Origin of the sequence: Streptomyces sp. NPDC051563, from assembly GCF_044454225.1 — a bacterium.
In the GTDB taxonomy this organism is placed as follows: Bacteria; Actinomycetota; Actinomycetes; order Streptomycetales; family Streptomycetaceae; genus Streptomyces.
Genome location: NZ_JBITDL010000001.1, coordinates 231,405 through 255,548, shown reverse-complemented (window position 1 = coordinate 255,548; position 24,144 = coordinate 231,405). Strand labels below are relative to the sequence as shown.

The 24,144-nt window shown below is 72.2% G+C and carries 17 protein-coding genes; 9 read left to right on the top strand and 8 right to left on the bottom strand.

The window, feature by feature from the left end:
* The first annotated feature begins 2 nt into the window (after positions 1 to 2).
* The 3 genes from ACIA8F_RS01190 to ACIA8F_RS01180 are packed head-to-tail and all read left to right on the top strand — an operon-like array spanning position 3 to position 3,620.
* Positions 3 to 1,775 (top strand): SDR family oxidoreductase, encoded by a 1,773-nt coding sequence (locus tag ACIA8F_RS01190; protein WP_399376251.1) that lies wholly within the window; start codon positions 3 to 5, stop codon positions 1,773 to 1,775.
* Positions 1,772 to 2,695 (top strand): metal-dependent hydrolase, encoded by a 924-nt coding sequence (locus tag ACIA8F_RS01185; RefSeq protein WP_399376074.1) that lies wholly within the window; start codon positions 1,772 to 1,774, stop codon positions 2,693 to 2,695. Before ACIA8F_RS01190 ends, ACIA8F_RS01185 begins: the two co-directional genes overlap by 4 nt.
* A gap of 10 nt (positions 2,696 to 2,705) precedes the next feature.
* Positions 2,706 to 3,620: a MerR family transcriptional regulator gene (locus tag ACIA8F_RS01180; RefSeq protein ID WP_399376073.1), complete on the top strand. Its 915-nt coding sequence runs from the start codon at positions 2,706 to 2,708 to the stop codon at positions 3,618 to 3,620.
* A gap of 105 nt (positions 3,621 to 3,725) precedes the next feature.
* Here ACIA8F_RS01180 and ACIA8F_RS01175 read toward each other — a convergent pair whose 3' ends face one another.
* On the bottom strand, positions 3,726 to 4,529 hold the full coding sequence (locus ACIA8F_RS01175) for an aquaporin (RefSeq protein ID WP_399376072.1): 804 nt from the start codon (positions 4,527 to 4,529) through the stop codon (positions 3,726 to 3,728).
* Between the two features lie 135 nt (positions 4,530 to 4,664).
* On the opposite strand from ACIA8F_RS01175, the gene ACIA8F_RS01170 reads away from it, so the two are divergent.
* The 3 genes from ACIA8F_RS01170 (at position 4,665) to ACIA8F_RS01160 (ending at position 10,419) form a co-directional block, all read left to right on the top strand.
* Complete coding sequence (locus tag ACIA8F_RS01170; protein WP_399376071.1) at positions 4,665 to 5,204, top strand: RNA 2'-phosphotransferase; 540 nt, start codon at positions 4,665 to 4,667, stop codon at positions 5,202 to 5,204.
* A 239-nt stretch (positions 5,205 to 5,443) separates the two neighbouring features.
* The gene (locus ACIA8F_RS01165; RefSeq protein WP_399376070.1) at positions 5,444 to 7,366 is read left to right on the top strand and encodes an HSP90 family protein; all 1,923 of its coding nucleotides are present in this window, start codon (positions 5,444 to 5,446) and stop codon (positions 7,364 to 7,366) included.
* Positions 7,363 to 10,419 (top strand): tetratricopeptide repeat protein, encoded by a 3,057-nt coding sequence (locus ACIA8F_RS01160; RefSeq protein WP_399376069.1) that lies wholly within the window; start codon positions 7,363 to 7,365, stop codon positions 10,417 to 10,419. The genes ACIA8F_RS01165 and ACIA8F_RS01160 overlap by 4 nt, the downstream gene beginning before the upstream one ends.
* 108 nt (positions 10,420 to 10,527) lie before the next feature.
* Here the strand turns inward: ACIA8F_RS01160 and ACIA8F_RS01155 are convergent, their stop codons facing one another.
* Positions 10,528 to 11,433 (bottom strand): LLM class flavin-dependent oxidoreductase, encoded by a 906-nt coding sequence (locus tag ACIA8F_RS01155; protein ID WP_399376068.1) that lies wholly within the window; start codon positions 11,431 to 11,433, stop codon positions 10,528 to 10,530.
* Positions 11,434 to 11,466: 33 nt separating this feature from the next.
* Positions 11,467 to 11,775, bottom strand: a complete 309-nt coding sequence (locus ACIA8F_RS01150) for a hypothetical protein (RefSeq protein ID WP_399376067.1) — start codon at positions 11,773 to 11,775, stop codon at positions 11,467 to 11,469.
* A 137-nt stretch (positions 11,776 to 11,912) separates the two neighbouring features.
* Here ACIA8F_RS01150 and ACIA8F_RS01145 point away from each other — a divergent pair, with 137 nt between their 5' ends.
* A complete protein-coding gene (locus ACIA8F_RS01145; RefSeq protein WP_399376066.1) occupies positions 11,913 to 12,848 on the top strand; it encodes an HAD hydrolase family protein in 936 nt (311 codons plus the stop codon).
* 13 nt (positions 12,849 to 12,861) lie between these two features.
* Here ACIA8F_RS01145 and ACIA8F_RS01140 read toward each other — a convergent pair whose 3' ends face one another.
* From ACIA8F_RS01140 to ACIA8F_RS01125, 4 genes are all read right to left on the bottom strand, one after another.
* On the bottom strand, positions 12,862 to 14,610 hold the full coding sequence (locus ACIA8F_RS01140) for a GAF domain-containing sensor histidine kinase (protein ID WP_399376065.1): 1,749 nt from the start codon (positions 14,608 to 14,610) through the stop codon (positions 12,862 to 12,864).
* A gap of 10 nt (positions 14,611 to 14,620) precedes the next feature.
* Positions 14,621 to 18,217 (bottom strand): thiol reductant ABC exporter subunit CydD, encoded by a 3,597-nt coding sequence (gene cydD, locus ACIA8F_RS01135; RefSeq protein ID WP_399376064.1) that lies wholly within the window; start codon positions 18,215 to 18,217, stop codon positions 14,621 to 14,623.
* 66 nt (positions 18,218 to 18,283) lie between these two features.
* Positions 18,284 to 19,285 carry a cytochrome d ubiquinol oxidase subunit II gene (cydB, locus tag ACIA8F_RS01130; protein ID WP_399376063.1) on the bottom strand — a complete coding sequence of 334 codons (1,002 nt, stop codon included), beginning with the start codon at positions 19,283 to 19,285 and terminating at the stop codon, positions 18,284 to 18,286.
* 18 nt (positions 19,286 to 19,303) lie between these two features.
* Positions 19,304 to 20,809, bottom strand: coding sequence for a cytochrome ubiquinol oxidase subunit I (locus ACIA8F_RS01125; RefSeq protein WP_399376062.1), 1,506 nt, complete (start codon positions 20,807 to 20,809; stop codon positions 19,304 to 19,306).
* A gap of 189 nt (positions 20,810 to 20,998) precedes the next feature.
* On the opposite strand from ACIA8F_RS01125, the gene ACIA8F_RS01120 reads away from it, so the two are divergent.
* A complete protein-coding gene (locus ACIA8F_RS01120) occupies positions 20,999 to 21,367 on the top strand; it encodes a cyclophilin-like fold protein (protein WP_399376061.1) in 369 nt (122 codons plus the stop codon).
* Between the two features lie 16 nt (positions 21,368 to 21,383).
* Here the strand turns inward: ACIA8F_RS01120 and hisC are convergent, their stop codons facing one another.
* Positions 21,384 to 22,466, bottom strand: coding sequence for a histidinol-phosphate transaminase (gene hisC / locus ACIA8F_RS01115; RefSeq protein ID WP_399376060.1), 1,083 nt, complete (start codon positions 22,464 to 22,466; stop codon positions 21,384 to 21,386).
* A gap of 362 nt (positions 22,467 to 22,828) precedes the next feature.
* On the opposite strand from hisC, the gene ACIA8F_RS01110 reads away from it, so the two are divergent.
* Complete coding sequence (locus tag ACIA8F_RS01110) at positions 22,829 to 23,944, top strand: LacI family DNA-binding transcriptional regulator (RefSeq protein WP_214954921.1); 1,116 nt, start codon at positions 22,829 to 22,831, stop codon at positions 23,942 to 23,944.
* The last annotated feature ends 200 nt before the right edge of the window (positions 23,945 to 24,144 follow it).

Below are 24,144 nucleotides of genomic sequence, written 5' to 3'. Positions count from 1 at the left end.
CAATGACGGACGCGGGCCTGGCGGGCGGGCGCGAGCGCTGGGTGAGCACCGGCGGGATCGAGCTGTGCGTGGTCGAACTCGGCGACGTGGAGCGGCCGACGGTCGTGCTGGTGCACGGGTACCCGGACAGCAAGGAGGTCTGGTCGCAGGTCGCAGGTCTGCTGGCGTCCCGGTTCCACGTCGTGCTCTACGACGTGCGCGGCCACGGGCGCTCCACCGCCCCGCAGCCGCTGCGGGGCGGGTTCACCCTGGAGAAGCTGACCGACGACTTCCTCGCGGTCATCGACGCGGTCAGCCCGGACCGCCCGGTGCACCTGGTCGGTCACGACTGGGGGTCCGTGCAGGGCTGGGAGTTCGCGACGGTCGCCCGGACCGAGGGCCGGATCGCCTCCTTCACCTCGATGTCGGGGCCCTCCCTGGACCACTTCGGGCACTGGATCAAGAAGCGGATGGCCCGGCCGACCCCGCGCCGGACGGCCCAGCTGCTGAACCAGGGCGCCAAGTCCTGGTACGTGTACATGCTGCACACCCCCGTGCTGCCGGAGCTGGCCTGGCGCGGACCGCTCGGCAAGCGCTGGCCGAAGATGCTGGAGCGCCTCGAGCAGGTCCCGGTCGGGGACTACCCGACGGCCTCCCTGCGCTCCGACGCCGCGCACGGCGCCTGGCTCTACCGGGACAACGTCCGGCCCCGGATGCGCAGGCCGCGCGCCGACGCGTACGCCCACGTACCGGTGCAGCTGATCACCCCCACCGGGGACGCCTTCCTCTCCGAGCGGCTCTACGACGATCTGGAGCTGTGGGCCCCGGACCTGGTGCGGCGCACCCTGCCGGCCAAGCACTGGGTGCCGCGGACCCGGCCCGACCAGCTGGCCGCGTGGATCACCGAGTTCGTCACCTCCCGCGAGGAGCCCGCCACGCGGGCGCCCGAGCAGAAGGCCCCCGGCAGGTACGCGGACCGCTTCGGCGGCCAGCTGGTCCTGGTCACCGGGGCCGCCAGCGGCATCGGGCGGGCCACCGCCTTCGCGTTCGCCGAGGCCGGCGCCCGCGTGGTGTGCGTGGACCGGGACGCCGACGGGGCCGCCCGCACCGCCGACATGGCGCGCCTGGTCGGTGCGCCGCAGGCCTGGGGCGAGTGCGTCGACGTCAGCGACGAGCAGGCCATGGAGAAGCTCGCCGAGAAGGTCGCCACCGAGTACGGGATCGTGGACGTCCTGGTCAACAACGCCGGTGTCGGCCTCTCGGGCCCGTTCCTGGACACGACCGCCGAGGACTGGAAGAAGGTCCTCGACGTCAACCTGTGGGGCGTCATCCACGGCTGCCGGCTCTTCGGGAAGCAGATGGCCGACCGCGGCCAGGGCGGGCACATCGTCAACACCGCCTCCGCCGCCGCCTACCTGCCGTCCAAGACGCTGCCCGCCTACAGCACGTCCAAGGCGGCGGTGCTGATGCTCAGCGAGTGCCTGCGGGCCGAGCTGGCGTCGAAGTCGATCGGGGTGTCGGCGATCTGCCCCGGCATCGTCAACACCAACATCACCGCCACCTCCCGTTTCGCCGGAGTGGACGAGGCCGAGGAGAAGCGGCGCCAGCAGAAGTCCTCGCGCCTCTACGGGCTGCGCAACTTCCCGCCGGAGAAGGTCGCCGACGCGATCCTGCTCGCGGTCGTGAAGAACCAGGCCGTGGTCCCGGTGACCCCCGAGTCCAAGGGCGCCCTGTGGATGTCCCGGTTCGCGCCGGGGACGCTGCGGCGGTTCGCGAAGCTGGAGCCCAGGCTGTGAGCGGGGCGGCCCCGGGCAGGACTGCCCGGTACGCGATCGCACCGCGCCGGGTGGCCTTCGACTGGAAGACCACCCCGCTGCACTGGATACCGGACGAGCCCACCGCCACCCACGTCATCAACGTGCTGCACCTGCTGCTGCCGGCCGGCGAGCGGTGGTTCGTGAAGGTCTTCAAGGAGGGCCTGCCCCTGGTCACGGACCCGAAGCTGCGCAGCGACGTGAAGGGGTTCATGGGCCAGGAGGCCACGCACAGCGTGCAGCACTCCTACGTCCTGGACCACCTCGCCGAACAGCGGCTGCCCACCGAGGCGTACACGACGTACGTGGACTTCCTCTTCGAGAAGCTGCTGGGGGAGACCCCGCCCTTCGGGGCCCCGGTCACCGCACAGGAGTGGCTGCGCTTCCGGCTCTCGCTGGTCGCCGCGATCGAGCAGTTCACGGCGGTCCTCGGGGACTGGGTGCTCGGCGCCGAGGGGCTGGACGCGGCCGGGGCGGACGAGATCATGCTCGACCTGCTGCGCTGGCACGGCGCGGAGCAGGTGGAGCACCGCTCCGTCGCCTTCGACATGTACCAGCACTGCGGCGGCGCGGGCCTGCCCCGCTACGTCCGCCGCATCGGGGGCATGGCCGTGGTCGCACCGGTCCTGGGCTGGCTGTGGCTCGCGGGGGCCTCGTACCTGCTGCGCAACGACCCCGAACTGCGCGGCCGGACCCGCTATTCGCTGCGCGAGCACCGCCGTGCCGTGGCCAAGGGTCTGCTGCCCACTTGGAGAGAGCTCGGCATGGCCATACCCCGCTACCTGCGGCGGTCGTACCATCCCTCGCAGGAGGGCTCGCTGCGCAGGGCGGTCGAGTACCTCGCGGCTTCACCTGCCGCCCGGTCAGCTGCGGGCGCGGTCGGCCGAGCCGCCATGTCGTAGGGAGCCGGGATTGTCCGAGCAGGCAGTAGCCGAGTACCGGATCGAGGATCTGGCGCACCACAGCGGTGCGACCGTCCGGACGATCCGGGCGTACCAGGACCGTGGTCTGCTGCCGAAGCCGGAGCGGCGAGGCCGCTCCAATGTCTACCGGGACACGCATCTGGCGCGGCTGCGCCAGATCGCCGACCTGCTGGACCGGGGGTACACCCTGGCCTCCATCAAGGAATTGCTGGAGGCCTGGGACGCAGGCCGCGGGCTCGGCGGAGTGCTCGGGCTGGTGGCCGAGGTGCACGGGCCGTGGACGGACGAGGAAGCGGCCCGGATAAGCCGGGACGAGCTGAACGAACGGTTCGGCGGCAAGCCGGACGACGAAGCGGTGGGCGAGGCCTGCGAACTGGGCGTGCTGGAGCGGATCCCGGGGCGTCCCGACCAGTTCCTCGTACCGTCCCCGCAGGAGCTGTCCGTGGCGGCCGAGCTGTATGCCGCCGGGGTCCCGCTGCCCGCGATCACCGGTCATCTGCGGGAGTTGCGCGGTCAGGTGGAGCTGATCGCCTCGCGCTTCCTGGAGTTCACCACGGAGCACGTCTTCGCCCGGTACCTGGGGGCCGTCCCTCCGACGGACTCCGACGCGGCCGAGGCGGCGACGATGGTGCGAAGGCTGCGCCCGCTGGCCCAGCAGACGGTGGACGCGGAGCTGGCGCGGGCGATGCGCCTCTTCGCGACCCGGCACCTCCAGCAGCACCTCGGGGCCGTGGGGAGCCCTCAGCCGTCCGGGCCGGCCCCGGTGGCGCTGCCCGCCGAGACCGTACGGGCGGTGCAGGAGCTGGTGGGGCCCGACCACGTGGCGGAGTTCGTCCGGGCCGCCACGGAACGGGAGTTGCAGGCCAGGACGATGAACGATCTGGCCAGCCGCGGCGGCCGGTAGTGCTCGCTCAGTAGTCCACAGGCCGGATCACGCTTTTGTCGGCGAAACCGGCGCAAAGGGCTGTGGACAAGTCAGGCCGACCTGTGGGGAACCCGTCCCGGAGGGTCAGCCGACGGCCTGGTAGGCCGGTCCGGGCGTGGTGGTTTCGGCCACCGCGCCGATGGTGGCGGTGAGGGTGGTGGGGCCGGCGGGGTCCGTGGCCCCGGCCGGGCCGGCGGCTGCCCGGCGGGTGTTCCCGTAGAGGACGGCCGCGAGGACGAGGCCGAGGATCCCGCCGACGAGCTGGGCGGCGACGAACCCCGGCAGCGACTGCGGGGCGATGCCGGTGAAGGAGTCGCTGAAGCTGCGCCCGATGGTGCCGGCCGGGTTCGCGAAGGACCCGGAGGAGGTGAACCAGATCGCGGCGGCGATGTAGGCGGCGACCGCGGCCGGGATCAGCTTCGGCCGGCCGATGCGGCCGAGGCCCTGGATCACCAGGACCAGTCCGGCGGTGGCCACCACCTCGCCGACGAGCAGGTGTCCGCCGTCGCGGACCCGGGTGGAGAAGGCTCCGGGGAGGCGGCCGAACATCGCTTCCGCGAGGACCGCGCCGGCTATCGCACCGGCGGTCTGGGCCGCGACGTAGACCAGGGCCTCCCGGCCTGCGAGCCCTTCGCCGCCGCTGCGCCGCCCCCACCAGTCCGTGAGGGTGACGACCGGGTTGAGGTGGGCGCCCGAGAGCGGCCCGAAGAGGGTGATGATCAGCCCGAGCCCGATGGCCGAGGCGAGCGAGTTGGCGACCAGGGCCACCCCCGTGTCGGAGGTGAGTGCAGCGGCCTGGATTCCGGATCCGATGACGACCACGAGGAGGGCGGCGGTGCCGATGAGCTCGGCGGTCGCACGCCGCGACAGAGACGCACTATTTGTCATACTATTCTTCCCCTTGAGTGGCAGTTCAGCGGAAAATGTATTCCGTATCTTGGAAACGCGATAGAGGGAGTCCAGGTTCGAGAGGACGGCGGAAAATCGCTGCGCCGGACCCCGCCGAGCCGTCACGCTGGGCGAATGGATGACAAGCGCACCGTCAAGGTGTCCAAATACGTCTCGAAACACCTGCGCCATCAGCCGGAACGCATCGGACTGGTGCTCGACCCGCACGGCTGGGTGGAGATCGACGATCTTCTGCACGCCACGGCCTCCCACGGCTTCCCCATCAGCCGGGCCGAGCTCGACCACGTGGTCGCCGCCAACGACAAGCAGCGGTTCGCCGTCGACGGCAGCCGGATCCGCGCCAGCCAGGGGCATACCGTCCCCGTGGACCTGAACCTGCCTGAGGCCGAACCGCCCGCGTACCTGTACCACGGCACCGTCGCGGCCGCCCTGGACGCGATCCGCGCCGAGGGACTGCGCCCGATGGCGCGCCACCACGTCCACCTCTCCCCGGACCGGGAGACCGCGACCCGCGTCGGCGCACGGCGCGGCCGGCCGGTCGTCCTCTCCGTGGACGCGAGGGCGATACGCACCGCGGGGCACGTGTTTCGGATCAGCGCCAATGGGGTGTGGCTGGTGGACTCCGTGCCCCCGCAGTTCCTGCGGTTCCAATAAACCGGGCTCCCCGGAGAATCCCCGGAGGCCCTGGAGGCCCTGGAGGCCCTGGACGCCCTGGACGCCCTGGAGGCCCTGGACGCCCCGGAGCCCCTGAAGGCCCTGAATGCCTTGAAGGCCCCGGAATTAACGGAGGGATTGTCGGATCATCCCCCTACTCTGTTCCTCACTCCGGGATCTGTGAGGGGGGTACCTCGCGGTCGCCGAACAACCCGTACCCGCACGCGAGGTGACGCTCCATGATCCCCGAAGAACCCCGTCCGAACACCTTCCAAGTCGATCTCCGCGGCCTGGTCGACCTCCTCTCCCACCACCTCTACTCCAGCCCCCGCGTATACGTCCGCGAGCTCCTCCAGAACGCCGTCGACGCCGTCACCGCCCGCCACGCCCTGGATCCGGAAGCCGAGATCCGCATCCGCCTGTCCGCGAAGGGCAACCGGGTGACCATCGAGGACAGCGGCATCGGCCTGACCGCCGACGAGGCCCACTCCCTCCTCGCCACCATCGGACGCAGCTCCAAGCGCGGAGGCCCGCACGGCCTGGAGACCACCCGCCAGGAGTTCCTCGGCCAGTTCGGCATCGGCCTGCTCGCCTGCTTCGTCGTCGCCCGCGAGATCCGCGTGGTCACCCGCTCCGCCCGGGATCCACTGGCCGCGCCCGTCGAATGGCTGGCCACCGACGACGGCTCGTACACCGTCCGCGAACTGCCCGCCGACGCCCGCCCGGAGCCCGGCACCACCGTCGTCCTGGAGGCCCGGCCCGGAGCCGAGGAGTGGACCGTCCCGGCCAAGGTCGAACAGCTGGCCCGCGACTACGGCTCCCTGCTGCCCTACGACATCACCTTCGAGGACGGCTCCGCCGCCGGACCCCGCCCGGTCACCGACCGGCCCGCCGTCTGGGACCGGCCCTTCCCCACCCCCGCGGCCCGTCGCGTCGCGCTCGCCGGGCACTGCGCGCAGCTCTTCGGTTTCACCCCGCTCGACAGCATCGACCTGGACCTTCCCGTGGCCGGGGTGCGCGGAGTCGCGTACGTCCTGCCCGAGCCGACCAGCCCCGCCCACCGGTCCGGACACCGGGTGCACCTCAAGGGCATGCTGCTGACCGACAAGGCCGACAACCTGCTGCCCGACTGGGCGTTCTTCGTCCGCGCCGTCCTCGACACCGACACCCTGCGGCCCACCGCCTCCCGCGAGAACCTGTACGACGACGAGACCCTGGCCGCCGTGCGCGAGGCCCTCGGCGCCCGCGTCCGCGCCTGGCTCGCCGAGCTCGCGACCAGCGAACCCGAGCGGCTGGCCGCCTTCCTGAGCGTGCACCACCTCGGGGTGAAGTCGCTCGCCCGGCACGACGCCGAGCTGCTCGCGCTGATGCTGCCCTGGCTGCCGTTCGAGACCAGCGACGGTTCGATGAACCTGGAGGAGTTCGCCGCCGCGCACACCGAGATCCACTTCACCCGGACCGTGGAGGAGTTCCGCCAGATCGCCCCGATCGCGGCGGCCCACGGCCTCGGGGTCATCAACGCCGGCTACACCTACGACGCCGACCTGCTGGCCCTGCTGCCCTCCGTACGGCCGGAGCTCAAGGTCACCGAGCTCGACGCGGGGGCCGTCACCGAACGCCTCGATCCGGTACCGACCTCCGCCGAACTGGCCCTGGCCCCCTTCCTGGCCACCGCCCGCACCCGCCTGGAACCCCAGAGCTGCGACGTCGTCCTGCGCGCCTTCCAGCCCGCCGCGGTCCCCGCGCTCTACCTCGACGACCGCCAGGCCCGGCAGGAGCGCGACCGCACCGCCGCCCTGGAGACCGCCGACTCGCTGTGGAGCGGCATCCTCGGTTCGCTGCGCGGCTCCGCCCCGCGCGCCCGCCTCGTGCTCAACCACAACAACCCGCTCATCCGCCGGATCGCCGCCCTCCCCGACGAGGCCCTGACCGCCACGGCCGTCGAATCGCTGTACGGGCAGGCCCTGCTGAGGTCGCAGCGGCCCCTGCGGGCGGCCGACACCACCCTGCTCAACCGGGCCTTCCTCGGGCTCCTGGAATGGGCGACCCACCCCGTCAACAGCACGGACGGTACGGGCGGTACGGGCAGCACGGGCAGCACGGGCAGCACGGGCAGCACGGACGAGATCGACAGCACCGACACCCAGGGGGAGCAGAAGTGAGCACGATGACGCGCGAGGAGATCGAGCGCGGACTGGCCGAGAACCGCCGGGCCCCGGGCGGAGCCGCACGCAACGCGCACGCCGAGGCCCTGTCCGCCGCCGCCGAAGCGACCGGGGACCGCCCGCTGTTCCGTGCGGCACTGGACAATCTGATCAACGCCTACCTGTACAGCTCCGAGTCGCCGAAGATGCTCGTACCCTTCGCCCGGCTGCTCCAGGAGTACGACAAGGACCCCGGCGCCTTCGACGAATGGGACGCCCACTCGCTGTTCTGGCAGTTCAAGTGGATCGCCAGCGCCATCGGCCACTCCCCCGAGATCCCCATGGAGTCGGCCGCCGGCTGGCTGGAGGAGATGGAGCGCCGCTACCGGATCGCCGGCTACAGCGAGCGTCCCGTGCGCGAGGCCGAGCTGTGGCTCGCCGACGCCACCGGAGACGACGAGCGGGCCGGCCGCGCCTACTCCCGCTGGCAGGGCGCCGACCGCGACGACATGAGCGACTGCCACGCCTGCGAACTCAACGGCCAGGGCCAGTACGCCATGCTGCGCGGTGACGACGCCGAGGCCCTGGACATCTGGCAGCCGGTGCTGTCCGGCGAGCAGACCTGCGCGGAGGAACCCCACCGGATCCTGGCCACCTCGCTGCTGCCGCTGGTGCGGCTCGGCCGGTTCGACGAGGCCCGCTCGGCCCATCTGCGCGGATACCGGCTGGCCCGGGACAAGGAGAGCCTGCTGCCCTCGGTGGGACGGCACATCGAGTTCTGCGCGCTCACCGGGAACGAGTCCCGGGGCCTGGAGATCCTGGCCGAGCACGCGGTGCACGTGGCCCCGCTCGCCAACCTCTCCGACCAGCTGGCCTTCCACGGCGGCATCCTCGTCCTGCTGCGCCGGCTGACGGAGCTGGGCCACGGCCAGAGCCCCGCCGTCCCCTACGAGGGCAGCCCGCGCACCGTGTCCGAGCTGTACGAGGCCCTGCGCGCGGGCGCGCTCGACAGCGCCCGGCGGTTCGACGCCCGCAACGGCTCCACCCGGGTCTCGGAGCGGTTCCTCGCGCGGATCGGCGCGGCCCCTCTGACCGAGGTGCTGCCGCTGGGCGTACGCAGCTCCGCGCTCGCGGCGCTCCCGCAGCCGGGCCCCGCCCCCGCCCCGGCGCCGAAGCCGGTGGCGCCGGCCGGGGGCTTCGCGGAACTCGTGGAACGCGCCCGCGCGGCACGCGACCTCGGGCACCCCGGGGCGGAAGCCCTCTGGGAGCAGGTGGCCCTGCGCCCCGAGGCGGCGGCCGGGTCCGATCCGCTGGTCGCCGCCGATGTGGCGGACCACCGGGCCCTGGCGGCCGCGCGGGCCGGCGCCGCGGACGCCGTGGACCGGCTGGCCGGCGTACGCGAGCGCTACCGGGAGCTGGGGAACGCGGAGCGGGCCGCCCTGGCCGAACTGCGGCTGGCGACCGTGGCGGCGCAGTCGGGCACCGAGCCGGGGGAGCTGCGCGCCCTGCTGGCCGTCGCCCTGCGCGCAGCCGAGGCGCTGGACGCCGAGGAGCCGCTGCGGACCCGGCGGATCGCCCTCGCGGAACTGACCGGGATCCGGGTGGAGTCGTACCTGCGCTCGGTCGAGGCCACCGAGGACCCCGGACACGGGCACGCCGGCGGGCACGGGCACGCCGACGGCCACGGGCATGACCACGGCCAGGAGCACGGGTACGGGCACGGCGAGCTGGCCGCCGAACTGGCCGCCTTCGCCGATGCCTACGCCGCGGCCCTGCCCGACGTGGTGGCGGAGGCCGAGGAGATGCTGGGCCGGCTCGCCCTCTCGCAGGGCGACCCGGAACGCGCCGTGACCCTGCTCGCCGACTCCGCCGAGCGCTCGGTGGCCGCCGGCCGGCCGTGGCTCGCCGTGGATCCGCTCGTGCTGCGGGCCGGAGTGCTGATGTCGCTGGACCGCGCGGCGGAGGCGGAGGAGTCGGCCCGGGCCGGTCTGGCCCACGCCGCCGAGGTGACCGACACCGAGGCGCAGGGCGTCGTACGGCTCACCCTCGCCGACATCCTGCTGGGGCGCGGCGAGGCCGACGCGGAGGCCGCGCGGCACGCTCTGGAGGCGGCGCACTGGTTCGACCAGGCCGGGCTCGGCGCCGACGGCGGGGCCCAGGCACGGCTGCTGCTCGCCCGGTGCCACGCCCGCGAGGGCCACACCGCCGAGGCGGCCGAGGTGCTGCAGTCGACGCTGCCGGACCTGCTGGAGCACGGTGCGGGCCAGGCCGTGTCCGTACGGGAGTTCCTGGGCGACCTGCTGCGCGAACTGCAGGATCCCCGGGGTGCGGCCGAGCAGTACCTGCTGGCGGCGGAGCTCGCCGAGGACTGGGAGGACCCGCGTCCGCAGGCCGACTTCGCGCAGGCCGCCGCCGATCAGCTCTCCGAGGCACGACTGGTGCCGGAGGCGGCCGCCGCGTACGAGCGGGCCCTGGAACTGCGCAGGCGGTCGAAGGACGCACCGGTCGCCGAGGTACGGATCCTGCGGTCCCTGGCCTGGCTGGGGCTGCGCGACGGGGTCACCGACGCGGCGGTCGCGGGGGCCCGGGCCCGGATGGACGAGGCGGCCGAGGTGCTGACCGCCGCGCTGGCGGACGCCCCCGAAGACCCCGGGGCACGGGCCGAACTGGCCGAGACCTGGAACCAGCTCGCCCAGGTACTCGACCGCCGGGTCCGCGCCGACGAGGAGGCACGCGAGGAAGACGGTGCGGAGGAAGGGGACCGGGGCCCAGGGTCCGCGGACCCGCTGGGCGCGGCGGAGCTGGAGGCGCTGCGGCTGGAGGAGATCCGGCTCTGGGAACGGGCCGCCGCCCTCCACGCGGAGCTCGGCCCGGAGCATCTGCAGGCCCGGTTCCAGTGCGTGAACAACGCCGCCTGGACCGAGCACGAGCTGGGCCGGCCCGAAGCCGGCGCCGCCCGGGTCTCGGCTTTGGCGGAGGAGGTGCGCGCACTGCCCGAGGGCGTGGCCCCGGAGTGGCTGCTGGAAAGCGCCGAACGCACGACGGAGCACCTGCTGCGCACCTCGTCCTGAGACGGCCCGGCGCCGTCGCCCCGGAAAACCCGGGGCGACGGTAGCGCGGCTCAGCTCTGGGTCCGCCCGGCTCGGCTCCCCGGTCCGCCCGGGTCCGCCCGGCTCGGCTCAGCTCAGCTGGGCGAGCGCCTCGGTGGCGATCTGCTCGAAGACGCCCTGGTCGGCGGCGAAGTCGGAGTCGGGGATGGGCCAGTGGATGACGAGCTCGGTGAAGCCGAGCTCCTGGTGGCGGCCCGCGAAGTCGACGAAGGCCGCCACCGACTCCAGCGGCCGCCCCCGGTCCGGGGTGAAGCCCGTGAGCAGGATCTTGTCCAGCTCGGCCACGTCCCGGCCGGTCTCCGCACAGGCCTTGCCGAGCTTCTCGATCTGGCCGCGCAGGGCCTGCACCGACTGCTCCGGGGTGCCTTCGTCGAAGATCTTCGGGTCACCGGTCGTGACCCACGCCTGCCCGTGGCGTGCGGCGAGCCTCAGGCCGCGCGGGCCGGTCGCGGCGACGGCGAAGGGCAGCCGGGGCCGCTGGACGCACCCGGGGATGTTGAAGGCCTCCTCCGCCGAGTAGAACGTCCCGCGCTGCGAGACGGAGTCCTCGGTGAGCAGCCGGTCGAGCAGCGGCAGGAACTCCCCGAACCGGTCGGCGCGCTCCTTGGGGGTCCACGGCTGCTCCTGCCCGAGCACGGTGGCGTCGAACCCGTTGCCGCCGGCGCCGATGCCGAGGGTGATCCGTCCGCCCGAGATGTCGTCGAGGGAGATCAGTTCCTTGGCGAGCGTCACCGGGTGCCGGAAGTTCGGCGAGGTGACGAGCGTCCCGAGGCGCAGCCGCTCGGTCGCCGTCGCGGCGGCCGTGAGCGTCGGCAGGGCGCCGAACCACGGCCCGCTCCGGAAGGTCCGCCAGGACAGGTGGTCGTAGGTGTATGCCGCGTGGAACCCCAGTTCCTCGGCCCGCTGCCAGCGTTCACGGCCCCCTTCGTGCCACCGGTGGACGGGAAGGATCACGGTGCTCAGGCGAAGAGTCATGACCAGAGCCTACGACCGCTGCCCCGGGCGCCGTCATGTCCCGCGCTGGGCCTTGGCTCGCCACAGGGCGAGGAGGATGGCGGAGTAGGGGTCGGGCGGAGTCGTGGTGGGGGTGGTGCGGGCCGGGGCTTCGGCCGCGTGGGCCAGGGCTTCGGCGGCGTCGGCCAGGACCTTGCCCACCAGTACGGGTTCCCGCTCCGGGTGGGGGGTGCTCGCCCGTTCGCACTCCGCGCACAGGACCGCCGCCAGGCCCACGACCCGTCGGGCGCGGGGGCCGCCACAGGCGTGGCAGCCGCCGCGGGCGTCGTCGCAGTCCGACGCGCGGGATGAAGGGATGAGCACGTCGCCCCCGTGTGATGTCGTCCGAACCGGCACCGGGCCGACGGCGCGAACGGCAGCGCAGCCGGCGAGGAGATCCTTCCACCACGCACTGACAACCATGTGGCGATGTTTCACGTGAAACATCGCCGGCCTCCGGCATGGGCGAAGATGGAGCCGTGACCTCGGCTCCCCAGCGCCCGGACGGGCCAACCCCCGCGACCCGGCTCATCGCCACCGACCTCGACGGCACCCTGCTGCGCGACGACAAATCCGTCTCGGAGCGCACCGTCGCCGCACTCGCCGCAGCCGAGGAGGCCGGCATCGCGGTGTTCTTCGTGACCGGGCGCCCGGCCCGCTGGATGGGGGTGGTCAGCGACCACGTCCAGGGCCACGGCCTGGCCATCTGCGCGAACGGTGCCGCCGTCGTCGACCTGCATGCCATCGACCGGCACGACACCGAGGGGAACAGCACGGGCCGGCAGCCCGCCGGCCGGGAGTTCGTGCAGGTCAGGCCGCTGCCCCGGATCACCGCGCTCAAGGTGGTGGAGGCTCTGCGGGCCGCCGCCCCCGGCACCTCCTTCGCCGTCGAGCTGACCACCGGCATCAACTACGAACCGCAGTACCCGCCGTTCTTCCAGGATCCGGGCGCCAATGTCGCCACCGCGGAGACCCTGCTGCACGAGGCCACGGACGACGATTCGGCGCCCGTGCTCAAGGTCCTCGCGCACCACGCGGAGCTGGCCCCGGACGAGTTCCTGACGCTGGCCCGCTCCGTTGCAGGCGCCTATGCCTCGATCACCCGCTCCAGCCCGACCTCCCTGCTGGAGATCAGCGGCCCGGGGGTGTCCAAGGCGAGCACCCTGGCGCTGTGCTGTGAGGAGCGCGGCATCTCGCCGGCCGAGGTGGTCGCCTTCGGTGACATGCCGAACGACGTGGAGATGCTCGGCTGGGCCGGCACCTCGTACGCGATGGGCAATGCCCATCCGGATGTGATCGCGGCCGCGTCGGGCCGTACGGTCGCCAACAACGAGGACGGCGTCGCCCTGGTCATCGAGCGCATCCTGGCCGAACGGACCGCCCGCACCGAGGCGTAGCCACGCGGCGCGGCTACAGCGGGGCCTCCCACACCAGGGTGGTCCCGCCGCCGTCCTCACCGATGCCGGGGCCGTACGAGCTGGAGCCGCCGAGGGATTCGGCCCGTCGGCGCAGGTTCCGCAGGCCGCTGCGGCGCCCGCCCTCCGGGATGCCCACCCCGTCGTCGGACACTTCCAGCCGGACTCCGGGCCGCCCGTCGGGCAGGCTGACCGTGGAGTCGAGCACCACCTCGATCCGGGACGCCTCGGAGTGCCGGAACGCGTTCGACAGCGCCTCGCGCAGGGCCGCGATCAGGTTCTTGCCGACGAGCTCGCCGACCACCGCGTCGATCGGTCCGAGGAAGCGGTGCGCGGGCTTGAAGCCCAGCGGCACGGCAGCCATGTTGATCTCCCGCAGCACCCGGGTGCGCAGTCCCGAGGGGGCCTCCGCCGGTCCCTGCTGGAGCGCGAAGATCGCGGTGCGGATCTCCTGGATCGTCACGTCGAGCTCGTCCACGGCCTTGCCGACGCCCTCGCGGACCTCCGGGACGATGGAGCGGCGCTGGGCGCCCTCCAGCATCATCCCGGTGGCGAAGAGCCGCTGGATGACCAGGTCGTGCAGGTCGCGGGCGATCCGGTCGCGGTCCTCGAACACCGCGAGGCGCTCCCGGTCCCGCTGCGCCTCCGCCATCATCAGGGCCAGCGCCGCCTGCGAGGCGAACTGCGTGGCCAGGGTCCGCTCGGCCTCGGTGAAGGGCCGCTTCCCGCGCGCCCGCGGGGTGACGAGGGCCCCCAGCACCCGGCCCCCGCTCTGCAGCGGAAGCATCATGCAGGCCCCGTACTGGCTGGTCAGCCGGCTGATCATGCGCGGATCGGAGGCGGCGTCGTCCACGAAGACCGGCTCGCCCTCCAGCAGCCTGGCCACCACCGGGCTCTCGGCGGGGATGACGACGCCGAGCGAGGTCGCCGGGTTCTCCGCGGAGACGGCGACGATCTCCATCCCGCCCTCCTCGGCCGGCAGCATCACGATCCCGGCGGCCGAATCGGCGAGCCGCCGGGCCTGTTCGGCGACGACCGCGAGCGCGTCGTCCGCATCCCCGCCCGACAGCAGGGCGGTGGTGACGGCCACCGAGCCGTCGATCCAGCGCTCGCGCTGGGTGGCGGCCTCGTAGAGCCGGGCGTTGCCGATGGCGATGCCCGCCTCGGTGGCCAGGACCCGGACCATGTGGACGTCGTAGTCGTTGAAGGCACCCCCGCCGTTCTTCTCCGCGAGGTAGAGGTTCCCGAAGATCTCGCCCTGGACCCGGATCGGAACCCCGAGGAAGGTCTTCATCGGCGGGTGGTGCGCGGGGAAGCCCGCGGAGCGCGGGTCCTTGGTCAGGTCGGCGAGCTGCACCGTGTCGGGGTGCGAGATCAGCGCGCCGAGCAGGCCGCGCTTCCCGTCCGGGCGGTGCCCGATCTTCTTCGCCACCGCGTCGCCGATCCCGAAGGTGACGAAGTCCGAGAGCCCCCGGCCCTCGGTGTCGACCACGCCGATGGCCGCGTAGCGGGCGTCCGCCAGCTCGGCGGCCGTCTCACAGATCCGGTCCAGCGTGGAGTGCAGTTCGAGGCCCGTGCCGACCGAGCGCATGGCCTCCAGCAACTGCGGCACCCGGGCCGTGAGCTCGGTGGACAGCCCCTGCAAACTCCGGGTGGCGGCGGTTGCGGCCTCCAGCGGGTCGGGCGATTCCGGCGAGGTCTCCGGCGGCTGGCCGGGGGATTCCTGGGACTCCTGCGCTGACATGCCCTTGAGACTAGTTAGTCCCGTTTGGGGAGGAAAGTCGAGCCTGTGCGGTGACGCCCGTCCCGTCCGCTTCCCGCTCCCGCTCCACCAGCCCGCGCAGCGGACCGGGGACCGCCGCCAGCTCCGCGAACGGACCGCGCTGGACCACCGCGCCGCCGTCCAGGACGAGGACCTCGTCGACCTCGTCCAGACCGGCCAGCCGGTGCGTGATCAGCACGGTGGTCCGGCCCTCCGTCGCGGCCAGCAGGTCCGCGGTCAGCGCGTCGGCGGTGGCCAGGTCCAGGTGCTCGGCCGGCTCGTCCAGGACGAGGACCGGGAAGTCCGCGAGCAGCGCCCGCGCCAGGGCGAGTCGCTGGCGCTGACCGCCGGAGATCCGCTCGCCGTGCTCGCCGACCAGCGTGTCCAGCCCGTCCGGGAGCCCCTCGGCCCACTCCAGCAGCCGGGCCCCGGCGAGGGCCTCGCGCAGCCGCTCCTCGCTCGCTTCCGGGGCGGCCAGGCGCAGGTTCTCCCGTACGGAGCTGTCGAAGATGTGCGCGTCCTGGGCGCACAGGCCCACGACCCGGCGCACGTCGTCCCCGTCGAGGGCGCGCACATCGGTCCCGCCCAGGGTGTACGAGCCTTCGTGCGGGTCCAGGAAGCGCAGCAGGACCTGTGCCAGCGTGGTCTTGCCGGCTCCCGAGGGCCCGACGACCGCGATCCGGCGGCCCGCCTCCAGGGTCAGGTCGAGCCCGCTCAGCGCGTCCGTCTCCTGACCGGGGTGGCGGGCGGCGAGCCCGCTCAGCCGCAGCGGGAAGGGCGAGGCGGGCAGGGCTTCGGGCTGCTCCGGCTCGGTGACCGGGACGGGCGCGTCGATGACCTCGTAGACCCGCTCGGCGCTGCGCCGGACCCGCTGGCGGTACTGGACGGCCTGCGGAAGCCCGCTGACGGCTTCGAAGGCGGCCAGCGGGGTCAGGACGACCACGGCCATGGCCACCCCGGACAGCCGGCCCCCGGCTACGGCGTTCGCCCCGACGGCGGCCGCACACACCACGGTCAGTCCGCACACAAGGGCCGACAGCCCGCTGCCGAGCCCGGTGACGGCGGCCGCGCGGGCCGCGATCCCGGTCAGGGTGCGGTCGCTCTCCTTCGCGGCGGCCTTGCGGCCGCCGAGTGCTCCGGCGACGGTGAGCTCCGCGGTTCCGGTGAGCAGATCGGCCACACAGGTGGCGAGTTCCCCCCGGGCGGGCGCGAGCCGGCGCTCCGTGCGGCGTGCGCAGACCGCGCTGACGAGCGGTACGCCGACACCGGCGGCCAGCAGCCCGACGGCGAGCACCATCCCGGCGCCGGGCAGCAGCCAGGCGGTGAACGCCACCGAGCCCGTGCCCACGAGGAGGGCGGTGCCGACGGGCAGCAGCCAGCGCAGCCAGTAGTCCTGCAGGGCGTCGGCGTCGGCCACCAGGCGGGTCAGCAGATCCCCGCGGCGCTGGGTGCGCAGCCCGGCGGGCGCGATCCGCTCCAGCCGCCGGAACACCGAAACGCGCAGGTCGGCGAGCATCCGCAGGACCGCGTCGTGGGACACGAGCCGCTCCGCGTAGCGGAAGACGGCCCGTCCCATGCCGAAGGCCCGCGTCGCGGTGACGGCCACCATCAGGTACAGCACGGGCGGCTGTTCGGAGGCGCGCGAGATCAGCCATCCGGAGGTGGCCATCAGCCCGACGCTGCACCCGACGGCCAGCGCTCCGAGGAACAGCCCGAGCCTGAAGCGTCCCTGCCAGGCCTTGGCCACGCCCCGCACCCGCCGGAGCGGATCGCCCCCGCCGGCGTCGCCGCCGCCCGTGCGGGCGGCCCGTTCCGGAGCGTCCCCGAGGATCCATTCGCCGGGATCGCGCGGCGCCCGTTCACCGGGATCGCGCGGCGCCCGTCCCGGCGCCGGCTGCCCCGCCCGCACGGCGGGAAGCAGCGCGTCGGCGGAGGGGCCGGCCGCTGAGGCGCCCGTCCCCACCCGGACGACCCGGTCGGCCAGGGCCAGCAGCGCCGGCCGGTGCACCACCAGCAGGACGGTCCGGCCGACCGCGAGGCGGCGTACCGCCTCCACGACGGCCGCCTCGGTCTCGCCGTCCAGCGCCGCCGTCGGCTCGTCGAGCAGGAGCACCGGCCGGTCCGCCAGGAAGGCCCGGGCCAGCGCGAGGCGCTGGCGCTGGCCGGCGGACAGTCCGACCCCGCCCTCGCCGAGGAGGGTGTCCGCACCCCGCGGCAGGGCCCGTACGAACTCCCACGCCCCGGCGTCCACCAGCGCGGCGGTCACCTCGGCATCGGCGGCGCCGGGCCGCGCCAGCCGTACGTTCTCCGCGATCGTCCCCGCGAACAGGTGCGGCCGCTGCGGGACCCAGGCGATCCGCTCCCGCCACTGCTCGGGCGCCAGCTCCGCCAGGTCCACTCCCCCGACCAGGACCCGGCCCGCGGTCGGCGTCACGAAGCCCAGCAGCACCTGGAGCAGTGTGGACTTGCCCGCGCCGCTCGGCCCGGTGAGGGCCACGCATGCGCCCGGTTCCACCGTCAGCGAGACGGGTCCGGGGGAGTCCTCGCCCCGGCCCTCGTACCGGACGGCCACCCCGTCGAGCTCGATCCGCAGTTCCGCGGCCGGAACGCCGGCCGTCCCCGGCGCTGCGGGGACCGGGGTCTCCAGCACCTCGAAGATCTCTTCCGCGGCGGCCAGGCCCTCCGCCGCCGCGTGGTACTGGGCCCCGACCTGACGCAGGGGCAGGTACGCCTCGGGCGCCAGGACCAGGATGACCAGGCCGGTGTAGAGGCCCAGTTCGCCGTGGACGAGCCGCATGCCGATGGTCACGGCGACCAGCGCCACCGACAGGGTCGCCAGCAGTTCGAGGGCGAAGGAGGACAGGAACGCGATGCGCAGCGTGCGCATCGTCGCCTGCCGGTAGTCATCGGTGATCTTGCGGATGGACTCCGCCTGCGCCTTCGCGCGGCCGAAGACCTTCAGGGTCGGCAGGCCGGCCACCACGTCCAGGAAGTGTCCCGAGAGCCGGGACAGCAGCCGCCACTGGCGGTCCATCCGGGACTGGGTGGCCATGCCGATCAGGATCATGAACAGGGGGATCAGCGGGAGCGTGACCACGATGATCGCCGCCGACACCCAGTCCTCGGTGACGATCCGCGCGAGCACCGCCACCGGGACGACGATCGCGAGCCCCAGCTGGGGCAGGTACCGGGAGAAGTAGTCGTCGAGGGCGTCCACTCCCCTGGTGGCCAGGGCCACCAGGGAGCCCGTCCGCTGTCCGCTCAGCCACCCGGGTCCGAGGTCGGCGGCGCGCTCCAGCAGCCGGCCGCGCAGTTCGGACTTGACCGCCGCGCTGGCCCGGTGCGCGGCCAGTTCGGTCAGCCAGGCGACCAGGCCCCGGCCGAGCGCCACGGCCGCGAGCAGCAACAGGGGCGTCCGCAGGGCTCCGCCGTCCAGTCCGTCCTCGAAGGCGCCGACCACGATCTCGGCGATGAGCATCGCCTGGCCGACGACCAGCCCCGCCCCGGCGAGGCCGAGGGCCACCACCGCCCCGAGGAAGAGGCGGGTGGACCGGGCGTACCGGAGCAGGCGCGGGTCGATCGGTTTCACGTGAAACATCCCCCAGGCAGGAGCAGGCGGAGCGGAGCGGACTCAGCGCACGGTTCAGCGCAGGGTTCAGTGCACGTCGACGATGTGCTGCGTGCCGATGCGCTTGCGGAACACCCAGTACGTCCAGGCCTGGTAGAGCAGGACGACCGGGGTGGCCACACCGGCACACCAGGTCATGATCTTCAGGGTGTACGGGCTGGACGAGGCGTTGGTGACCGTGAGGTTCCAGGCGTCGTTCAGCGAGGACGGCATGACGTTCGGGAACAGCGTCAGGAAGAGCATCGCGACGGCCGCCGCGATGGTGACCCCCGACAGGCCGAAGGACCAGCCCTCCCGGCCCGCGAGGTTGAAGCCGAGCGCCCCGACCAGGGCCACTACCGCCACGATCATGGCGATCAGGCTCCAGCCGTCACCGCGCGAGGCCTGGGTCCAGATCAGGAAGGCAAGCGCCAGGACGGCGGTCACCACCCCGAGCTGCGTGGCCAGCTTGCGCGAGCGGTCCCGGATGTCACCGACCGTCTTGAGCGAGGTGAACACCGCGCCGTGGAAGGTGAACAGGGTCAGGGTGACCAGGCCGCCGAGGATCGAGTAGACGTTGAGCAGGTCGAAGAAGTTTCCGACGTACTCCATGTCCTGGTCGATCTTCACTCCGCGCACGATGTTGGCGAAGGCCACGCCCCACAGGAACGCGGGGATCAGCGAGGTCCAGAAGATCGCGTGTTCCCAGTTGGTCTGCCACTTGTCCTCGGGCCGCTTGTGCCGGTACTCGAAGGCGACCCCGCGGATGATGAGGCAGATCAGGATGATCAGGAGCGGCAGGTAGAACCCGGAGAAGAGGGTGGCGTACCACTCGGGGAAGGCGGCGAAGGTCGCACCGCCGGCCGTGAGCAGCCAGACCTCGTTGCCGTCCCACACGGGCCCGATCGTGTTGATCAGGACCCGCTTCTCGGTCCGGTCGCGGGCGAGCAGCTTGGTCAGGACGCCGACCCCGAAGTCGAAGCCCTCCAGGAAGAAGTAGCCGATCCACAGAACGGCGATGAGCACGAACCAGACGTCGTGGAGTTGCATGGTGTGGTCTCCTCAGCCTCAGTACGAGAAGGCCATCGGCCGGTCGGGGTTCTTGTCGTCCCCGCCGATCTTGGTCGGCGGGTTGAGGTCGGCCTCGGTGAGCTCGGGCGGGCCGGCCTTGACGTACTTCACGAGGAGCTTGACCTCGATCACGGCGAGCACGGCGTAGAGCAGCGTGAAGCCGATCATCGAGGTGAGCACCTCGCCCTGGGAGACGTGCGGCGAGACCGCGTCCCTGGTGCGCAGGACCCCGTAGACCACCCAGGGCTGGCGGCCCATCTCGGTGAAGATCCAGCCCCAGGAGTTGGCGATCAGCGGGAAGCCCATGGTCCAGAGCGCGACGATCCAGTACCAGTTCGTGAACTTGGGGCTGAGCGCCTTCTTGTAGAGGACCAGGTGCGGGACCTCGTCCTCACCGGTGCGCAGACCCGGCGGCAGCATGAACTTCTTGCGGGTCAGCCAGAGCCCCAGCATGCCGACGCCGAGCGAGGCCATGCCGAAGCCGATCATCCAGCGGAAGCCCCAGTAGGCGACGGGGATGTTGGGACGGTAGTCGCCGGGCCCGAACTTCTCCTGCTCGGACTTGTTGACGTCGTTGATGCCCGGGACGAAGGAGCTGAAGTCGTCGTTGGCCAGGAAGGACAGCAGGCCCGGGATCTCTATGGCGACCTTGTTGTGGCCCTTTTCGACGTCGCCGTAGGCGAAGACGGAGAAGGGCGCCGGCGCCTCGCCGTCCCAGAGCGCCTCGGCGGCGGCCATCTTCATCGGCTGCTGCTTGAACATCACCTTGCCGAGCAGGTCGCCGCTGATGGCGGTCCCCAGGCCGGCGATGATCATGACGATCAGGCCGAGCCGCAGCGAGGTCCGCATGACGGGGATGTGCCGCTTGCGGGCCAGGTGGAAGGCCGCGATGCCGACCATGAACGCGCCGCCGACCAGGAAGGCCGCCGTCATGGTGTGGAAGAACTGGGTCAGTGCGGTGTTCTGCGTGAGCACCAGCCAGAAGTCCGTGAGCTCGGCCCGGCCGCGCTCGGTGTTCATCCGGTAGCCGACCGGGTGCTGCATCCAGGAGTTGGCCGCCAGGATGAAGTACGCGGAGAGGATGGTGCCGATCGAGACCATCCAGATGCAGGCCAGGTGGATCTTCTTCGGCAGCTTGTCCCAGCCGAAGATCCACAGACCGATGAAGGTGGACTCGAAGAAGAAGGCGATGAGCGCCTCGAAGGCCAGCGGGGCTCCGAAGATGTCACCGACGAACCGCGAGTAGTCGGACCAGTTCATGCCGAACTGGAACTCCTGGACGATGCCGGTGACGACGCCCATCGCGATGTTGATCAGGAAGAGCTTGCCCCAGAACTTGGTGGCCTTGAGGTACTTCTCCTTTTCCGAACGCACCCAGGCCGTCTGCAAGATCGCGACGAGCGCGGCCAGGGAGATCGTCAAGGGAACGAAGAGGAAGTGATAGACGGTGGTAATACCGAACTGCCATCGCGCCAGGGTCTCTGGCGCCAAAGCTAGGTCCACGTCGTCGTCTCCTTCGTTTCGCCGTGGTCACAGCCGCAGTTTGCCTCGTGTATCCCACTCAATCCGGGAGGAAGCAGGACACGCTTGTGAACGCGTTCACATTCACAAGCATTATGTCGTACTGCTGTCGGCATCTTTCAGGGGGGTCCCCTCTAGCGAATAAATTCAACAGATTGTTGAATGCGACCCATGAAGATTCGATTCCTCTGGCCCGCCGGCCAGCTCACCGCGACCCTCGACGAGACCCCCACCGCCAAGGCCCTCGCCGCCGCGCTCCCCATTTCCGCCTCGGCCAACACCTGGGGCGAGGAGGTCTACTTCGACACCGGCGTCTCCGTGGTGCTGGAGCACGACGCCCGGCAGGTCGTCGAACCCGGCACGGTCGCGTTCTGGACCGAGGGCGACGCGCTCGCGCTGCCCTACGGCCCCACCCCGATCTCCCGCGGGGGCGAGAGCCGCCTGGCGAGCCCGTGCAACGTCCTCGGCTCGTTCGACGGCGACCCCCGCCTGCTGGCCACCGTCCGCGACGGCGACCCCATCCGCGTGGAACTGGCCTGACGCCAGTCCCGGAGCCCTACAGCTCCTTGAAGAACGCCTCCGCCGTGTGCAGGAAGAGATCGTTCGCCTCGGGCTCACCGATCGTGACCCGCAGGCCCTCGCCCGCGAAGGGCCGGACCACCACACCGGCCTGCTCGCAGGCCGCCGCGAAGTCGGCGGTGCGCTCCCCGAGCCGCATCCACACGAAGTTGGCCTGCGTCTCGGGCACCACGGTCCAGCCCTGGGCCAGCAGCGTCCCGTAGACCCGGGCGCGCTCGCCCACCAGCGATCCGACGCGGCCCATCAGCTCGTCCTCGGCCCGCAGCGAGGCGACCGCCGCGTCCTGGGCGAGCTGGCTGACGCCGAAGGGCACCGCGGTCTTGCGCAGCGCCGCGGCCACCGGCTCGTGCGCGACCGCAAAGCCGACGCGCAGGCCGGCGAGGCCGTACGCCTTGGAGAACGTCCGCAGCACGGCCACGTTGGGGCGGTTGCGGTAGAGCTCGATGCCGTCCGGGACCTCGACGTCGCGGACGAACTCCTTGTACGCCTCGTCGAGGACCACGAGGATGTCGGAGGGCACCCGGTCCAGGAACCGCTCCAGCTCGGCACGGCGCACGGCGGTGCCGGTGGGGTTGTTGGGGTTGCAGACGAAGATCAGGCGGGTTCGCTCGGTGATCGCCTCGAACATCGCGTCCAGGTCGTGCACGTCCCCCTCGGTCAGCGGTACCTGGACCGAGGTCGCACCCGAGATCTGAACGATGATCGGATAAGCCTCGAAAGACCGCCAGGCGTAGATGACCTCGTCGCCCGGCCCCGCCGTCGACTGGATCAGCGACTGGGCGACCCCCACCGAGCCGGTGCCGGTGGCGATGTGCTCGACCGGGACCCCGAAGCGCTCGGCGAGCTCGTTCACCAGGCCCGTGCACGCCATGTCCGGGTACCGGTTGAACTGGCCGGCCGCCGCGACCGCACTCTCCAGCACCCCGGGCAGGGGCGGGTACGGGTTCTCGTTCGAGGACAGCTTGAACGCGACCGGACCGCCCGCGGCCGCGGGCTTTCCGGGCTTGTAGGTGGGGATGCCGTCCAGCTCGGCGCGCAGCTTCGGGCTCTTCTCGCTCACCGCAGGTCCTCCTCGACCGTCCCGTACGACGTCGCCGCCGACTCAATGCTCCTCACCTTATGAGGATTCCGTCCATCCGAGAACGGCGGGCGCCTGGATTGCGGGAGAGCGCACGCATATATGCGTGCGCCGGTGGCCTGCGCCGTGGCGCGCGTCCCTCGTACAGGTGAGTTGAGCAGAGCGCGAGAGCGCTCCGTTTTGGCATGCACGGTCCCGTCGGTAGGGGCACCAGACATCCTTCGTGACCAAATGCCTTCCTTTCCAAGGTCATTGGGGGTGGCGAACCATGCAGAATCGTGCCTGTCAACGCGTGCATATGCATCCGGGCCGCCCTGCCCACCGAGCCCTACTATCGGCTCGCCATGACAGCAGCAGGGAAGCATCAGGTGAGCCGGACCGAGACCACCCGGCGGGCCGCCGGCCGACAGGGCCGGGCCGGCATCAGGGACGTGGCCGCCGCGGCGGGCGTCTCGATCACGACCGTCTCCGACGCCCTCAACGGGAAGGGACGGCTGCCGGACGCCACCCGCCGCCACGTGCGCGAGGTCGCAGACCGGCTGGGCTACCGCCCTTCCGCGGCGGCCCGCACCCTCCGTACCGGCAAGTCGGGCCTGATCGGCCTGACCGTGACGACGTACGGGGATGAACCTTTCACCTTCACCGAATTCGCGTACTTCGCCGAGATGGCCAGGGCCGCCACCTCCGCCGCGCTCGCCCGCGGCTACGCCCTCGTCATCCTCCCCGCCACCTCCCGACACGACGTCTGGTCCAACGTGGCCCTCGACGGCACCGTCGTCATCGACCCCTCCGACCACGATCCCGTCGTCACCGAACTGGTCCGCCAGGGTCTGCCCGTCGTCTCCGACGGACGCCCGGCCGGCTCACTCCCCGTCACCGCCTGGGTCGACAACGACCACGAGGCCGCCGTCCTGGGCCTCCTCGACCACCTCGCCGCCGCCGGAGCCCGTCGCATCGGGCTCCTGACCGGCACCACCACCGACACCTACACCCGGCTCTCCACCACCGCCTACCTGCGCTGGTGCGAGCGCGTGGGCCAAGACCCCGTCTACGAGTCCTACCCCGCCCACGACCCGTGCGCCGGCGCCGTCGCCGCCGACCGGCTGCTCGCCCGGCCCGACCGGCCCGACGCCGTCTACGGCCTGTTCGACCCCAACGGCACCGACCTGCTCGCCGCCGCCCGGCGCTACGGCCTGCGCGTTCCCGAGGACCTGCTGCTCGTGTGCTGCAGCGAATCCACCGTGTACGCCAACACCGAGCCGCCCATCACCACCCTGTCCCTCAAACCGCGCCGCATCGGCACCGCCGTCGTCCAGCTGCTCATCGACGCCATCGAGGGCGTCGACACGGGCGGACCCGTCGAACAGGTCATCCCGACCGAGCTGATCATCCGCACCTCGTCCCAGCGCAGGCAGCCCCGTACGACCGTCAGCCCGCCCCGATCCCCGGCACAGGACTGACCACCACGCCGGCCCAACGGCGGGGCCGCCGGCCCCGCCGAGGATTCAGCAACACCCATATCGGGAGAAAACGGCAGGAAAGGCCAGCTCCGACCAGGATTCACCACCCCTGGTGCGTCACAGAGCGCGAGCTGCATTCCTATGATGGGCGCACGACATCACGGAACCTCCGCCCCTGGGGCGGGAGGGTCCGCAGGTGT